Annotated in this window: 16 protein-coding genes; 3 read left to right on the top strand and 13 right to left on the bottom strand. The window is 39.5% G+C overall.

What is annotated here, in order from left to right; translation table 11 throughout:
• The first annotated feature begins 5 nt into the window (after positions 1–5).
• Complete coding sequence (locus tag SJ2017_RS07995) at positions 6–728, top strand: UDP-2,3-diacylglucosamine diphosphatase (protein ID WP_080915427.1); 723 nt, start codon at positions 6–8, stop codon at positions 726–728.
• A 50-nt stretch (positions 729–778) separates the two neighbouring features.
• On the opposite strand, the gene miaE is transcribed toward SJ2017_RS07995, so the two are convergent.
• Positions 779–1,546, bottom strand: coding sequence for a tRNA isopentenyl-2-thiomethyl-A-37 hydroxylase MiaE (miaE, locus tag SJ2017_RS07990; protein WP_080915426.1), 768 nt, complete (start codon positions 1,544–1,546; stop codon positions 779–781).
• A 336-nt stretch (positions 1,547–1,882) separates the two neighbouring features.
• Here miaE and SJ2017_RS07985 point away from each other — a divergent pair, with 336 nt between their 5' ends.
• Entirely contained in the window at positions 1,883–2,479 is a 597-nt protein-coding gene (locus tag SJ2017_RS07985) for a Yip1 family protein (protein ID WP_055023887.1), read from the top strand.
• Between the two features lie 160 nt (positions 2,480–2,639).
• Positions 2,640–3,653 carry a glucosaminidase domain-containing protein gene (locus SJ2017_RS07980; RefSeq protein ID WP_080915425.1) on the top strand — a complete coding sequence of 338 codons (1,014 nt, stop codon included), beginning with the start codon at positions 2,640–2,642 and terminating at the stop codon, positions 3,651–3,653.
• A gap of 88 nt (positions 3,654–3,741) precedes the next feature.
• Here the strand turns inward: SJ2017_RS07980 and glnS are convergent, their stop codons facing one another.
• The 12 genes from glnS to SJ2017_RS07920 all read right to left on the bottom strand — a co-directional run bounded on the left by glnS (position 3,742) and on the right by SJ2017_RS07920 (position 16,294).
• Positions 3,742–5,412 carry a glutamine--tRNA ligase gene (gene glnS / locus SJ2017_RS07975; RefSeq protein WP_065108385.1) on the bottom strand — a complete coding sequence of 557 codons (1,671 nt, stop codon included), beginning with the start codon at positions 5,410–5,412 and terminating at the stop codon, positions 3,742–3,744.
• A 154-nt stretch (positions 5,413–5,566) separates the two neighbouring features.
• A complete protein-coding gene (feoB, locus tag SJ2017_RS07970; protein ID WP_080915424.1) occupies positions 5,567–7,861 on the bottom strand; it encodes a Fe(2+) transporter permease subunit FeoB in 2,295 nt (764 codons plus the stop codon).
• Positions 7,854–8,093 carry a FeoA family protein gene (locus SJ2017_RS07965; RefSeq protein ID WP_055023891.1) on the bottom strand — a complete coding sequence of 80 codons (240 nt, stop codon included), beginning with the start codon at positions 8,091–8,093 and terminating at the stop codon, positions 7,854–7,856. The genes feoB and SJ2017_RS07965 overlap by 8 nt, the downstream gene beginning before the upstream one ends.
• Before the next feature lie 218 nt (positions 8,094–8,311).
• Positions 8,312–8,848 (bottom strand): GNAT family N-acetyltransferase, encoded by a 537-nt coding sequence (locus tag SJ2017_RS07960; protein WP_080915423.1) that lies wholly within the window; start codon positions 8,846–8,848, stop codon positions 8,312–8,314.
• 83 nt (positions 8,849–8,931) lie between these two features.
• Complete coding sequence (locus tag SJ2017_RS07955) at positions 8,932–9,210, bottom strand: peptidylprolyl isomerase (RefSeq protein ID WP_080915422.1); 279 nt, start codon at positions 9,208–9,210, stop codon at positions 8,932–8,934.
• Between the two features lie 92 nt (positions 9,211–9,302).
• Complete coding sequence (locus tag SJ2017_RS07950) at positions 9,303–11,138, bottom strand: DUF885 domain-containing protein (RefSeq protein WP_080915421.1); 1,836 nt, start codon at positions 11,136–11,138, stop codon at positions 9,303–9,305.
• A 200-nt stretch (positions 11,139–11,338) separates the two neighbouring features.
• On the bottom strand, positions 11,339–12,589 hold the full coding sequence (locus SJ2017_RS07945) for a tetratricopeptide repeat protein (RefSeq protein ID WP_055023895.1): 1,251 nt from the start codon (positions 12,587–12,589) through the stop codon (positions 11,339–11,341).
• Positions 12,589–13,209 (bottom strand): energy transducer TonB, encoded by a 621-nt coding sequence (locus SJ2017_RS07940; protein ID WP_055023896.1) that lies wholly within the window; start codon positions 13,207–13,209, stop codon positions 12,589–12,591. The genes SJ2017_RS07945 and SJ2017_RS07940 overlap by 1 nt, the downstream gene beginning before the upstream one ends.
• A gap of 1 nt (position 13,210) precedes the next feature.
• Positions 13,211–13,615 (bottom strand): ExbD/TolR family protein, encoded by a 405-nt coding sequence (locus tag SJ2017_RS07935; RefSeq protein WP_055023897.1) that lies wholly within the window; start codon positions 13,613–13,615, stop codon positions 13,211–13,213.
• A gap of 14 nt (positions 13,616–13,629) precedes the next feature.
• Positions 13,630–14,157 (bottom strand): MotA/TolQ/ExbB proton channel family protein, encoded by a 528-nt coding sequence (locus SJ2017_RS07930; protein WP_080915420.1) that lies wholly within the window; start codon positions 14,155–14,157, stop codon positions 13,630–13,632.
• The gene (locus tag SJ2017_RS07925) at positions 14,157–15,512 is read right to left on the bottom strand and encodes a MotA/TolQ/ExbB proton channel family protein (RefSeq protein ID WP_055023898.1); all 1,356 of its coding nucleotides are present in this window, start codon (positions 15,510–15,512) and stop codon (positions 14,157–14,159) included. Before SJ2017_RS07925 ends, SJ2017_RS07930 begins: the two co-directional genes overlap by 1 nt.
• Positions 15,512–16,294, bottom strand: coding sequence for a DUF3450 domain-containing protein (locus SJ2017_RS07920; RefSeq protein WP_055023899.1), 783 nt, complete (start codon positions 16,292–16,294; stop codon positions 15,512–15,514). Before SJ2017_RS07920 ends, SJ2017_RS07925 begins: the two co-directional genes overlap by 1 nt.
• Between the last annotated feature and the right edge of the window lie 195 nt (positions 16,295–16,489).

The following is a 16,489-nucleotide window of genomic DNA, read 5'->3' as shown; positions in this document are numbered from 1 at the left end:
CGCGAGTGCATACTGTATTTATGGGCGATTTGCATTTAAGTGCAGATCGTCCTGATATTTCCAAAGCCTTCATTGAATATCTCAACTCAGACCTTTCTGAGGTTGAAGCTTTATATATTATCGGTGATTTATTTGAAGTATGGACCAGTGATGATATTGCTGAGCCGTATACCGATGAAATAGCAACACATATTAAATCAGTCTCAACCAAACTGCCTGTTTACTTCATCCATGGCAATCGTGACTTTATGATAGGTAATGAATTTGCCAGTCGCTCTGGGATGATTTTATTGCCAGAAATTAACATACTTAATTTATATGGTATTCAAACCGTGGTTCTTCACGGCGATAGTCTATGTACATTAGACAAAGCTTATCAACGTTTTCGACGCTTTCGTAATTCTACTATCGTAAAGTGGATTTATCGTCACCTTCCTAAATCGACTAGACAAAAAATTGCTGCAAATATAAGACAAAAAAGTCAAAACAGTAACCAACAAAAAACCTATGAGATTATGGATGTTGAACCATCAGCGGTTAGTGAATTATTGACTAGAACCAATACAACTCGGATGATCCACGGCCATACTCACAGACCTGCAATTCATGAACTCGGCAATCATAAACAGCGTATCGTCGTCGGCGACTGGTACGAACAAGGCAGTATTCTTATCATAAAAAAAGACAGTGCGATGTTACAACAACTGCCTTTTACAACTCAGAGATAGTCAATGCAGGCCTTAATTCGGCTCAATTCAAGATATTTAAGATTAATGCGTTAATTCGAGACTAGATTATGTGGTACACCACTATGAAACTTGAAGTCTTCATCATTCGATTGAATAAGCTCTGCTTCAACATTTGCAAAATATGCTACTCGTTCATTGATATCAGTTTTACTTATAGTTTGCGCTAAAGATAAATAGTCCTGATAATGACGGGCTTCTGAACGTAACAAAGAAATATAAAACCTTTCCAAATCTGCATCTAAATAGGGGGCGATTTTAGCGAAACGTTCGCAAGAACGCGCTTCAATAAATGCCCCTATGATTAATTTATCAACGAGCGCGTCAGGTTCAAAAGTTTTCACATGCTTCATCATTCCTTTCGCATATCGCCCCGCTTCTAATAATTCATAAGGAATATTTTTCGCATCCATGAGTTCTAACACTTGATAGAAGTGATGTAATTCCTCCTTAATCAGCAGCACCATTTTATCCACTAAATCTTGGCCATAATCACAATCAGATCTGACCGTAACTTGCTTTGAAATATTACTTTTACCTTTAAGTGTCTCTAAGGACCCTTGCTTTTTATAAGCAAATTCTTCATAAGGCTTGACCCACGCACTAAGCTGGGTTGCGCTGTCTTTATCTACGGCGTATTTGCGAATTAAAAACATAGCACTTTGAGCGGCTTTTAATTCACATAGTAAGTGGTCTCTTAAAAGCAAAGACAAGTTTTCAGGCTTTTTGGCTTCATCTACCCATGACTGTGGTGTCTCACATTTTAAAAACGCCGTAATTGGCTCAAGTAATTGCTGCATGAATGATTTAAGTAGTCGACTGGATTTGCAGCTATTTTACCTGTAATAACAAGATTTCTACAGATAAAAGCGTATTAGAGCTTGACGAATGGATGCTTATGTTCAATAAATAGTCTATACATCTTCGTAACAATAGTTGCTAAAGTTGTATTTCGATTGCCTTTAATGGATAAACTTCTATAGGGATGAAGTTATTATTGGCTTAAATCACTCAAAAAGCAGAGTCATTTAAGCTGGTATGTGTGGGACTGATTAAGGCGATTGATATATGGGGCTATGATCAGTTCGTCTGAAGTTTGGCGAGCTATGTATGAATGCTAAACAAGGATAATAACAATGATATTAAATCACTTAATGGGGCTATACACTCATCCAAAGGAAGAGTGGAAGACAATTGAACGCAATCACGAAGCTGTAAAAAGCAGTCTAAGTCATATTTTACTTATCGCTTTAATTCCTTCTGTATGTAGCTATATTGCTACTGCCTACATTGGCTGGCATCCAGCTAATGGTGAACCTTTATTTTTAACACCGCAAAGCGCAATGTTCATGTCTGTCGGTATGTATTTTGGCTTAATAGGTGGCGTGCTTGCACTTGCCTACCTATCTTATTGGATGGCAAAAACATTCGATGCCACGCCAACCTTTACTCAAGCGTTGGAGCTGGCCGCCTACACTGCGACACCTTTATTTATGGTAGGTATTTCAGTACTTTATCCAGTGCTATGGTTTATTATGCTCGTTGGCTTAGCAGGCTTAGCTTACTCTGTTTATCTGCTATATGCCGGAGTCCCGATCATAATGAATATCCCGGAAGAAAAAGGCTTTATTTACGCAAGCTCAGTAGTGACTGCGGGCTTGGTATTATTAGTTGGTCTAATGGGTAGTAGTGTTATTCTTTGGAGCATGGGTTTCGGCCCAATGATGCAATAGTCACAAATCGACTATAATTAAAGGCGCATTGGCGCCTTTTTTATTGTGTGGATAAAACATTAGTTTATTCGCTTGAGAATGCGTCGCTCTTAATTGCCATGTAATAGACGATCAATTTTTATCTATAGCGGCACAATAAGCCGTATCGTTAAGGGAACACATGACTAAAAATACTTACCAAAAAATTCTGTTTGTCGCACTGTTGTTGTTTGGACTTTTCGCCATTAATTATTGGGTAAAATCCTCAACCGATGAAGGAAAGGTTCAGTCTGAAATTAAGCCAACGGCTTCAAATTCAAAACCTGTTGCTGAAACGACATCGGTTCAATCAAAATCGGTGCAATCAAAATCACATCAATCAGCCAAAGACATTAGCTTAAATTCATTAGATGAACTGATTAGCCTCTTTGACTCACTTAATTACAATACCGAAAGCTGGAAAGCGGGTGTACGAGAAGTCCCTCGCCTAACCTTTGAGCGAGTCAGTGAGAAGTGGCAGCAAACGTCCAATGAAATTCCAGTGCAGATGAAAAAGATGGTATTTTTCAGATTAATGGCGCCACTGATTTTAATCAGTAATGAGAACATTCTTAACGAACGACAAACTGTCGAACAAGCTTCACTTGATGATAAATCACTCATCGATATCGCAGTTAAATATAAAGTAATCACTGACCAAGACAGTGCACTAACAGAAGAACAAAGACAGCAATTATTAAAGCGCGTCGATATCATGCCGCCATCGCTTGTATTAGCTCAAGCTGCAGAAGAAAGTGGTTGGGCAACATCCCGGTTTACCGTTGAAGGTAATGCCTTTTTCGGACAGTGGGATTTTAGTGGTAACGGAATGATCCCTAAGCAGCAACGAAAAGAGTTAGGAAACTATGGTCTAGCAAGGTTTGATACACCGCAAGCTTCTGTAGAAGGATATATGCTAAATATTAACACTAACGCAGCCTATATTAAGCTTAGAGAGCTTAGACGAGATTTAAGAGCCGATGACCAACCTATTACGGGAATACAATTGGCTTCTACGCTAGATAAATATTCAGAACGCGGGCAAGCTTACATTGACGGCATACAGCAGATGATTCGTTATAATAAATTAGATCAAGTTGATGAAGCCTACTTGAGCAATGACAGACCATTACACTTGATTTCATCCAATCAATAATACCCTTTGGATTTAATTAACGAGTAAAAACAAAAAAGCCAAGGTCAACACCTTGGCTTTTAAATATGACAACATGTCATTTTATAATTTATGCAAAAGAGTCACGTAAAGGCACTGTTAAATTGAAAACTAAATGCTCAGCTGTTGAATCTTTGTTATCTGCACAGAAGTAACCTTCTCGCTCAAATTGATAAGCCTTCTCAACTTCAGCATTGACAAGACCTGCTTCAACAACACCATTTACGACAACTAAAGATTCAGGGTTAATCACCTCATCTACAGTATCAAATGCTGCAGGCGTTGCTTCAGTAAATAATCTATTGTAAAGACGGAACTCTGCTTGCTTAGCCGTTGAAGCTTCAACCCAATGAATCACGCCTTTTACTTTACGACCATCGCTAGGATTTTTACCTAATGTCTCATTGTCGTAAGTACAGTAAACAGTAGTCACATTACCGTCTTCATCTTGATCGAAACGTTCAGCTTTAATCACATAAGCGTTACGTAAACGAACTTCCTTACCTAACACTAAACGCTTGAAATGCTTATTTGCAGACTCACGGAAATCTTCAGCATCAATAAACAATTCTTTACCAAATGCCAATTCACGAGTACCCATCTCAGGCTTATTCGGGTGCATAGGGGCATTGATTGTTTCTGGTGAATCCGAAGGATAATTTTCAATTATCACTTTAATTGGCTTTAATACAGCCATTGCTCGTGGTGCATGCTCATTTAACTCTTCACGAATACAGGCATCAAGCACCCCACCTTCAATCAAGTTTTCTTGTTTTGTTACGCCAATACGCTGACAAAACTCACGAATAGATGCAGGAGTATAGCCACGACGACGAAGTCCAGCAATCGTTGGCATTCTAGGGTCATCCCAACCATTCACTAAGTTTCTTTCAACCAAGTCATTTAATTTACGCTTCGACATCAAGGTATATTCAAGGTTTAGTCTTGAAAATTCATATTGACGCGTGCGGTTTGGTTGATTGAAATCATCTAAATGATCTAATACCCAATCATATAGACGTCGGTTATCTTGAAACTCTAATGTACATAAAGAGTGAGTGATATTTTCGATAGCATCTGAGATACAATGCGTAAAATCGTACATTGGATAAATGCACCATTTGTCAGCAGTTTGATGATGATGTGCAAAACGGATCCGATAGATAACGGGATCACGCATACACATAAATGGTGAAGCCATATCGATTTTAGCACGTAAAGCGCACTCACCTTCTTTGAATTCACCTAAGCGCATTTTTTCAAACAGCGCTAAGTTTTCTTCAACACTGGTATCACGGTAAGGACTATTTTTACCCGGCTCTTTCAACGTACCACGGTACTCACGTGTTTCTTCTGCATTCAAAAAACACACATAGGCAAGCCCTTTATTAATTAACTCCAACGCATATTGATGAAGTTGATCAAAATAGTTAGATGAATAACGAATTTCACCCGCCCAATCGAACCCTAACCAGCGTACGTCATCCTGAATTGAGTGAACGTAGTCGATATCTTCTTTTTCTGGGTTCGTATCATCAAAGCGCAAATTACATTGACCCTGATAATCTTTTGCAATACCAAAATTTAAACAAATAGACTTTGCGTGACCAATATGTAAAAAACCATTTGGCTCCGGCGGGAAACGTGTATGCACGCTATCGTGCTTTCCGCTTTTTAAGTCTTCATCAATGATATTACGAATGAAGTTACTTGGACGTACTTCGTTGTCCACTTGACTCATAGAGTTCCTCTTAGTGCACGGTTTAAATTTTCAGACCTTCGATGATCCTACAGTTTTACGTGAGTTACAATGCCTGTTTGATAAAAATAATCATCAGAAAACAAAAAACCAGCATTTACTAAAATGCTGGTTTTGATTTGAACATTATTTATGCTTATTCGGTAATGACTCGCACATCAGGAATAATCTGTTGATTTTTCTTACCCTGCTTTTTAAGCCAGAAATAAAACCCAACCAATGCAATACTGAAGAATGAAATCCAGCCAATTGATTGAACAGGGTGCTTGGCTATATTTGCACCTTGATATACAACAGTGGCACTGCCATATGCTAAACCAAAGGTCCATAGCGCTGCAAAACGCGCCCATTTAGAACCGAACTCATTGACTAATGCTCCCATTGCTGCAACACATGGTGTGTAAAGCAAAACAAATAACAAGTAAGCAAAAGCAGCAACCTTAGTGCTAAAACCCGCTTGTAGTGCACTGAAGGTTGAACGATCAACCCCCTGCCCTTCTGCAGCTTCATCGATATTTTCTACATTACCTACATCAATCGACAATGGATCTTCTGGTGCAATGCCGAATAAGTTTTCAGGAATGGTATCCCATGCTTCTGAGAAGCTTTCAGATAGACTTGCAAGCTCTTCATCACCTTCTGTTGGATCTGAATATAAACTGTTAAGCGTTCCAACAACGGCTTCTTTAGCAAAGATACCTGTAATAATACCTACTGTTGCCGGCCAGTTATCTTGCTCTACTCCCATAGGAGAGAAAAACGGCGTGACTTTTTGGCTCAGTACACTCAATACCGATTCTTTACTGTCTTCATGACCGAAACTACCATCGGTACCAATGGCATTCACAAAGTTCAGTAGTGTGACAACAATAACAATCGTCTTACCTGCGCCTAGGATAAAGCTTTTTGTACGTTTGGTCGTACGTGAAAAAACCGCTTTCGCCTTTGGCATTTCATAACTTGGTAATTCCATCACCACAGCACTACTGGTACCTGGCAACACTGTACTACGCAGTAATAAGCCGGTACCAACTGCGGCTAAAATACCAATGATGTAAAGTAAAAATACAAGATTTTGACCCGACTCTGGGAAAAATGCTGCAGCAAATAAGGCGTATACAGGCAAACGAGCACCACAAGACATAAATGGTGCCATCATGCCTGTGACAATTCTTTCTCGCTCGCTGCCTAGTGTACGTGTTGCCATAATGGCAGGAACGGAGCAACCAAACCCTACAATCATTGGAACAAACGCTTTTCCAGGCAGTCCAATACGACGCATTAAACCATCAACGACAAAAGCAGCTCTAGACATATAACCAGATGCTTCAAGTACTGACAATGCGAGGAACAATGCGGCAATAACTGGAATAAAGGTGGCCACAGTTTGTATACCTTGACCAATACCGCCAGCCAAAATAGTTACTAACCACAAAGGTGAGCCAATAGATTCTAATAAGGCGCCAAATTGGTCGACAAATACTGCACCAGCAGTAATATCAAAGAAATCAATAAAGGCGCTACCAACGTTGATACTAAACATGAACATTAAGTACATCACCAGCAAAAAGACTGGCACACCAAGCACTGGGTGAAGAATGATTTTATCTAGTTTGTCGCTTGCACTTTCATGCTCACCGACGCTCACTGATGCATCAAATACTTTTTGAACAAAATCAAACCTTGTCGTGGCAACAAGTACCTCAATGTCGGTACCTGACTGCTCAGCGATTTGAGTACAGTTGTTTACTACATCTTTAAGGCTGGTACTATCACATTGTCCACAGCCATTGCCATTACCTAGCATGGCTAGTGCACGACCACGGCTCAAGTTTTCAGCATGTTGTTGTAACGTTTTAACACCGGACTCAATGGACTCATCGTAATCTAGTACCAGCGGAGATTCAGTGACCTCACCTTTCAATAAACTCAGCACTTGATCTTGAACTTGCTTTATATCTGATTCGTCTCTAGAGCAAACGGCAACAACAGGGCAACCTAACTCTTGGCTCATTCGTTCGATATCCGCTTCAATACCAAGCTTTTTAGCTGCATCGATTTTGTTTAACACCACAACCATAGGAACACCAAGTTCTCTTAGTTGCACAGTTAAATACAAATGGCGTTCAATGTTAGTTGCATCAACAAGGTTAATAATCCCATCAACTCTTTGATCTGCTAAATATTGTTGGGCAATTTGCTCATCAAGGGAGCAATCACAGCTGTTGCCAGCTGGCAGCAAGTCATAAATACCTGGTAAGTCAGTAAGATGAACATTGGTATTATCTAACGTGAAATAGCCTGTTTTCTTCTCAACTGTAACACCTGACCAGTTACCAACTTGCTGATTCGCTCCTGTTAATGCATTAAATAAAGTTGATTTACCTGCATTTGGATTACCTACAGTGACGCAATGAAATTCTTTAGTCATGTGCTACTACCACCTCAATGATATCTGCTAAATCGCGACGCATACATAAACGGCTACCGCGTAACTCTAACTCTACACCACTCCCCATTGGTGCTCGGCGTAACATTGTGAACGCTGTATGAGGTGTAATCCCCATAGATAACAACTTCCGCTTTACTGTTTGAGGTAAAGAAAGTTGACCGATTTCAGCGATCTTAGCCGTATCCCCAGGATTGAGTTCACTGAGCTTCATTAGACATCCACCTTGCGTGCAAAATTTTATAATTAATTAATTTTATATTAGACATTTACGCAATACCTTTACCTAGATCATGTTTTATAAGTGGAAACGAGAATAGTTTTCAATTGTATTGGTAATTATGTGATAAAAGCCCGAGTTTAAGAAGTGATTTTATGGCTTATTTATGTATGGCTTAAAATTCGCAATTTATTTCATTTAAACTTGATTGTTTAAATCCTAATATCAGATTGAAGCAATCCAAACAGGTATTCATCTATTTGCCTGTCACCAATCTGATGGTTCTGTCTTAATAACCCTTCTTGGATAAATCCACACTTGCGCATTACCTGAGCCGATCCAATGTTATCGACAGCACAATAACCGATAAACTTTTGAATATTGAATTCGTGTATTCCCCAATCGATAACCGCTTTTAAACTTTCAGTGCCGTAACCTAAACCTTGTTGGTTTGGACTTATTAAGTAGCCTACTTCAGCACGATTCATCGCGTCGGACTCTTTATAAAAACCGGTTAAGCCTACAAACGTCTTATCTTGTATTGTTTCAATGATTAAGGTTAACCACTCACCTGAATCGTATGACCATGGTTTCAACCGTTGCTTAAAAGTCGACTCAATATCCGCAGTAGAGGTAACAGGCCGAATATGTGTTAACACAGTTTGATCAGAATTAATTGCTAGCACATTTGACCAGTCGTTTTGCTGAATTGTTCTAATGACTAACCTATCTGTATATAATGCAATCATTTATCAATTCCATTGATTAAATTTATTGAGTAACAAAAAATAAAAAAGGCAGCCAAAGCTGCCTTCGACGATTAAGAGTTAAATTAACCGCGGCTTGTTACTTCAAGAAGGTGATACCCAAATTGTGTTTTCACTGGTCCTTGAACTTCGTTTAATGGCGCACTAAAAACAACCTCGTCAAATTCACGAACCATCATTCCTGGCCCAAATGAACCTAACTCTCCACCTTGTGATCCAGATGGGCATGAAGAATTTGCTTTTGCAATTTCAGCGAAATCGGCACCCGCTAGAATTTCTTGTTTCAATTGCTCACATTGCTCTTCTGAGCTAACTAAAAGGTGTCGTGCAGTTGCCTGTACCATGATGTACTCCTACTAATTGTAGATAAAATTGCTAAAAATATAGGGAGTAAAACTCCCTATATATATTCAACTAACAAGCTAACAGTTATTCGTTATTTTGCCAATTCAGATTCGACCCAACGTGCAATCTTTTTCTCCATCACAGCCATAGGCAATGAACCAGTGGTTAAGATTTGATCATGAAAACCTTTAAGATCAAACTTGTCACCTAATTCTGACTCTGCATCGGCTCGTAATTTTAATATAGTAAGCTGACCAATCTTATACGAAAGTGCTTGTCCGGGAATCGCCATATAGCGCTCAACTTCAGCAACAATATCTGATTCTGCCATTGGAGAGTTATCTTTCATATACTGGATAGCTTGCTCACGACTCCAACCTTTTGAATGTAAGCCTGTATCAACAACAAGACGCATCGCTCTTAGCATTTCATCAGATAATTTACCAAAATATTGATACGGGTCTTTGAATAACCCCATTTCTATACCTAAGTACTCAGCGTATAACGCCCAACCTTCTTCAAATGCCGTATAGCCTTGAAAACGTTGAAATTCAGGGATTCCAGTTAACTCTTGCTTAATCGCAATTTGGAAATGATGTCCGGGAGCTGCTTCATGCAGTGATAAAGTCGTCATACCCCATTTAGGTTGAGCCTTCAAATTATAAGTATTGATATAAAACACACCCGGACGAGAACCATCAACCGCAGGCGACTGATATGAAGCACCTGCTGCTGATTTTTCTCTAAAGCTTTCAACAGGTTTAACAATGTAGTCAGCTTTTGGCATGACATTAAAGTACTTAGGCAGCTCTTTATTAATACTGTCTTTTAATGCCATGTACCCATCAATTAAACCTTGTCTATCTTCAAAGAAATATTCAGGTTCGCTTGATAGCGATGCAAAAAATGCTGTTAAATCGCCTTCAAAACCAACTTGCTCTCGCACTTTATCCATTTCAGATAAAATTCGACTTACCTCAGAAAGACCAATTTGATGGATTTCGTCAACAGGCATGGTCGTTGTTGTGTGACGATTAGCTAATGTCTGATACCATTCCTTGCCATTCGGTAATCCCCACCAACCGTCAGATGCGCGAGCATGCGGTAAATAGGTGTCTTTAAAATAATCTCTTAATTGGGTCAGTGAAGGTAGAAGCTCATCTTGGATAAGGGCAGTATATTCCTTGGTTAACGCAGCTTTATCTTGGTCACTGAAGTCTTCAGGTAAAGACGAAATTGGCGTGTAAAATAAACTATCGCTGGCAGTTTCAACTAACTGAGCATCAAGTTGTGGAATTATTCTTTCTACAAGCACTTTAGGCAGTACAACTTTGCTCTTAATACCTTCATCCATTCTTACTTGAGCTAACTTAACCCAATTGATGAAGCCAGATAAGCGACCTAACCAGTTTTGATAATCTTCTACCGTTTTAAAAGGTTGCGCACTTTCACCACTACCCAATTGCACCATGCTAATCACAGTGCTATAGAACTGATTCATCGGCATGAAATGTTCCGGATAACTTTCAGCAACAAGATCCATATGCCTATCATAAATAAACATATCGAAGCTGAGTTGCAGATTTTTAGGTAACTTATCAGCATCTATTGCTTTGGCTTGTTTTAAGTATTTTGAATTCAGCTCATGACGCTGTTTTAAATATTCTTCTGTTAACGCGCCACCAAATTGGTCATTGTAATCATTAACACCAACATAGGTTGCGTAGATAGGCTCTAAAGCAAGTACATCATTAAAATAATTGTCAGCCATTGCTTTGTAAATATCTTCAGCTGATTGCTCTTTAACCGCTTTGGCTGCAGTTTCTGTTGTCACAGTATTAGCAGGAGCTGAGGTTGCTTCGGGTTCACTGCAAGCTTGCAACAACATAAGTGATGAAACTGATACGGCGAGTAGCGTTTTTTGCATAATAATTTCCCTATGGATGGTAATAAACGTATTACCAAAAAATGATCCGATACTTTGTAGTTATTATGTGTAATTTATCTAAATTTAGTGAATATCTCTAACGATAAATTGTAACTTAGAATAACAAGTTACCTAAGACATAAACCATAAATGAAAAGTAAAAAAAAAGCCCCATAAGGGGCTTTTCGATATCAACAAACTTACAAAGTAATGTTGTTGATACGTGCTTTTTCTTTGATATAAGAAATATAGCTATTTGCGCTACGTTTTGTCTTGCTGTGTTTAGCAGCTCGATTTGCACGTTTATAAGCAGATTTGTATTGCTTTAGGCTTAAGTGAGCTAACGTTAGCTCAAGTTCAGCATCACCTGGCTCATCTAAACCAGCTGCAAGTGCTTTTTCAAACACTGGAATTGCAGCTTTAGGCTGTTCAGCGATAGCTAAGATTTTACCTTGTTTAAGGTACAACTCAGCATCTCCTGTTAACTCAGCAGCTTGACCATATAGTTTAGCTGCTTGCTTGAACTCTTTAGCGTTATGATAGAAACCAGCTAAGATTTTAATAGACTTTTCAGACTCTTTAATCAAACCAGACTTCATATGCTTTTCATAAATTTTAGCAGCATTATAAGGCGCACCATTTTGCGACATAAGTTGAGCTAAACGAGTGATGTTACCATCAGTCTCAAGAAAACCATTTTTATAAGCTAAATCATAAGTTGCTAAAGATTTAGTATAATCTTCAGTCATCAAATAGAACTGAGCAAGCTGAACCCATAGACGTTTATCGTCTTGGAATAAAGGCACCATAATCTCTAGTACTTTTACAGCCTCTTTATACTTCTTTTGGTTGAAGTATGAAGTCAATTTCATTTGATAAAGGCCTTTATCAGGTTTTTCCATCAAGGAAAGACCTTTGTCAGCCACTTCAAGTACTTTATCCCACTGCTTAAGTTCACTGTAAGCAATACCAACACGGCGGTATACTATTGGGTCAACTTTACAAGTGAAATCCATCCACTTGTAGTAGTAAGGAATTGCTTCCTTAAACTGTTTTTCTTGAAGTAATAAATCAGCATACAAACGTAATGTTGCAGCGTGATCTGTACCACCAAGAATATCAGCATCTACAGCAGTCTTTAAGTACTTAATAGCGGTACTCATTTGACCTTTTTCAGCATAGAAAGAGCCAATCATGCGACCAATATAAGCTTTGTCGAAATCATTTTTTGTATTGACTTCGAGTAAGATCTCAATGGCTTCGTCAAGTTGACCTTCTGTATATCTTTCAAATGCTCTTTGAACTTTTTTACCAGCACTTGCACCAACAGCTCTTGATTGACGCTCTTCGATTGGACATTTTTCAGCAGCTTGCGCGGTTGAAACAGCCAATAAAGAAGTACTACATAAAGTCAGCATTAATGCACTAGCTATTGTATTTACTTTACGCATTATCTACCTCCTTTATCTAAAGTGAAGTCAAGTTGAACTGTCATGCCAGGAACCTTCATCGCCTTACCATCAATGATTTTAGGCTTGTATTTCCATTTCTTCAGAGCTCTAACTGCTTCTCTGTCGAAAATACGCTTAGGTTCTGCTTTTATAACTTTAACGTCTTCGATTCCGCCTAGTTCGTTAATAGTAAACGAAAGTTGTACATAACCTTCTTTACCATCACGAGCAGCAGCAATTGGGTACTGAGGATCAATACGTACAATTGGTGTTGCGTCGCCGTCACGCGTCATCATATTACCGAGTTTAAAGCCTGTGCTCGCACCACCAGCCACTACACCACTCATGTTAAATGCCATATTCGTATCAATATCTGATGACGTATCTGGCGGAGTAGTTTCCGGCTTAGGCGGTTGCTCAGGTGGCGCTGGCGGCTTAGGTTTGACCCTTGGCTTATCCTGAACTTTCGTATCCTGCTTCTCCATACTGATCTCAATAATAGGAGAATCAGTTTTGGTGTCGGCGCGCTTAGCGCCGCCACCGACCAAGAAGGCCATGAAGATAAACAAGGCGAAAGTAACAGCAGCACCTAAAATGAGTGATACTATTGCTCTCAGCATATTAGTCTTTCCCCGCTGAAATCGAAATTTTATCGATACCCGCTTTCTTAACGTTGTCCATTACTTTAACAACAAGGCCATGTTCGGCTTCTTGGTCTGCTTCGATTAATACCGCCGCTTCAGGTGCTTCAGCTAACATACGCTCAACGTTTGCTGTTACACGCTCAATGTCAACCTGACGGTTTTCCATTTTGATAACGCCAGTCTTACTAACACCAATAAAGATGTTCGCAGATTTTTGTTGTGTCGCCGTAGAAGCTTCAGGTTTCTTGTAATCAAGGCCTGATGGCTTAATGAACGAAGTCGTCACAATAAAGAAGATAAGCATAATGAATACGATGTCGAGCATCGGAGTCATATCTACTTGTGCTTCTTCTTCTACATTTAAATGCTTTTTACGTGCCATTTTAAATACTCTCTCTAGTGGTGCGGCAAGCTATCTTTAAGCTTTTCAAGACTGATTTTCATTTTTGCATCTAATCGAGTGCTAAAAAATACACCAGATAATGCTGCAACCATTCCTGCCATCGTTGGCATGGTTGCCATTGAAATACCAGCCGCCATCATACGAGCGTTACTCGTACCATGAACTGCCATCACATCGAACACTGCTATCATACCGGTTACGGTTCCTAGTAGACCTATCATAGGACAGATTGCTACTAAGGTTTTGATCATCAGCATACGAGCATTCATATCTTGTTTTGCTTGGGACATCCAAGCTTCACGGATACGGTGCGCATACCAAGAGGTAGAATCCTCTCGATTATTCCATAAGTCGATAATGCCTTTATGCTCTTTTGGTGCTACCCAATTGACGTACCAAAAGCGCTCGAGCATCAATACCCACATTAAGAATAAAACACCTGCAACCAACCAGAGGATATCTCCTCCGGTGGCCATGAAGCCCCTGACAGAGTCCCAAACATCCATCAGGATTAGCATCATTAGTCAGCCCTCTTCTCAGCATGTACTGCGATAATACCAGCACTTTGCTCTTCAAGAACTTGAACAACTGTTTTACTACGAGCTACAACGATTGCATGCATAAGCATCAATGGAAGTGCAGCAACTAGACCTTGAACGGTTGTCATCAATGCCATAGAAATACCACCAGCCATTAAGCGTGGGTCACCTGTACCGAACAATTGAATTGTTTGGAAGGTTGCGATCATACCCGTTACTGTACCTAGTAGACCCATCATTGGAGCGATAGCTGCCAGTACTTTAATGATTGAAATACGAGCTTCTAAAGCTGGTGTTTCTTTCAGAATAGCTTCGTCAAGCTTAAGTTCAAGTGTTTCAACATCAACATCTTTGTTTTCTTGGTAAACTTTAAGTACACGACCTAACGCGTTGTTACCAGGATTATCAATGTTCTTACGTTGTGCTTTAACTTGTGAACCTACGATGTAAAGCGTTACTAGACGTTCGATAGAAATCAACGCACCAAGAACAAGAATACCGATAATGATGTAACCAATTGGTCCACCAGCTTCAATACGCTCTTCAATAGTCGCTTTTTGTGTGAACACGCTTAGTAGAACACCACGAGCCGGGTCAACGAATAATTTTTCGTAACCAGAAGTTGCGCTAGTGAATGATTTAACACTAGAAACTTGTGCACTACCAGGTTGTTGAGATAGTTCTTGAATCAAGCCTAAATCAGCGTTGTAAACAACATATTGGCCATCAGCAAGTAAGTTGTATGCACCAACACGAGTAACTGTAGTTGTATGAACGTTACCGTCCAAACCTGTTACTTCAGCGTCGAAATTAACAACTTTGCCAGATTCAACCATTTCAAAAAGTTGTGCTTCCCAGAATTGCTCTAACTCGTCAATTTTTGGAAGTTCTTTACGAGCACCTAATTCAGCAATAAATGCGTCACGACCTGGGAACTGAGCAGTAATGTTAGAAGCAACTAACTTACCTGCGAAATCACCAGCTTCACCTTTAACTACACCGAACATTTCACCTAAGTCACCAGAAGCAATTTTACGATCTTCTTCTAACTGAGCGATTTTACGTTCGTTGTCAGTGAAAGCTTGAGCTAAATCTTTACCACGTTGAACTTCAGCAGCTAAAGCCGCTTTTTCACGCTTTAAAAGAGCGGCTTTATCGCCACGCTCATTTAAAAATTCAGCTTCACGCTTTTTGTTAGTCTTATTCGCGTTAGCACGATCTGTTTGTACTTGTTTTAATAATTGGTCAATCGTCTTTGGTGCATCAGCAGCACTAACCATTCCCGAAGTTAGAGACAAAGTTGCAGCAACGATTGCTGTAGTAATAAACTTTTTCATTATTGCGCAGCCTCCGCAGCAGGGATTGGTAAGGCGAATAGATCAGGAGCACCTTGTCCACGAGCCTGTTTAATTGCTTTGCTTAAGTTACGAAGATAGCTATCTTCTAACTTATCCCAGCTTTTAGATTCTTCGTTATACATCCAAGCCGACTTTTGGTCTTGGCTTTGCGCATATAAGCTAACACGGCCAAAGTTTAAGAAATCTACTAAGACTTCTTTGCCATCTAGCTCTAATTGACCTGTTTCAGCAATTAACTTTGAACCGTATTCACGTTCAATGTTATATGCGTCAAGAATTAGACGATATTTTTCAGCTAGTGTTACTTCAGCGCTGTTAAGAGTATCTTTTAAGCGTTGAACACGAGCTTCACGTGCGTCTTGATTGAATGGCAAGTCTAAAGCAATAAATTGCTCTAATGCTTCAACCATTTTAAACATTAAAGGAACAACACCTTGTCTAAGAGCATCAACACCGTCGATATCGTCTTGGATCAGTTTCATTGTTGCTTCTTGGTCTGCAACTAAGCCTGCAACGTAATCGTTGTAAGATTTTAGTGATTCACGTTCGTCAGCTACTGAGCCATACTCGAAAAGCATGTCTTGTGCTTGATCAAAATATTTATCTACTTTGTTTTGAGATGCAGCTGCATCAGCATGAATTTTGCTATCAGCTTTTTGTACATCGCTTAGAGGATCTGCAATCACGAAGTTGCTGCTAGCTAATGCAAGCGCGCCAACAAGTGCAGTAGCGATTTTTGTTCTATTGCTTACCTTGGACATAGTTCCCAACCAATTTATAGTGATTTAGAAAGCTTAACTAATGAGTAACAACTAGGATTATATTGTTAATCCTGACTGATACTGCTAAGTCTATCTTTCTCTTGTGATTGTTAGTTTTTTCTTCCCTATTCTATACCTGCTAAGGCATAGACCCGCTCGCATCATTTCACAAAATGTTGACCTGTGTCAACATTT

This window comes from Shewanella japonica (assembly GCF_002075795.1).
Classification (GTDB): Bacteria; Pseudomonadota; Gammaproteobacteria; order Enterobacterales; family Shewanellaceae; genus Shewanella; species Shewanella japonica.
Note: the sequence above shows the minus strand (reverse complement) of the source record. Positions and strands in the feature narration are given on the sequence as shown.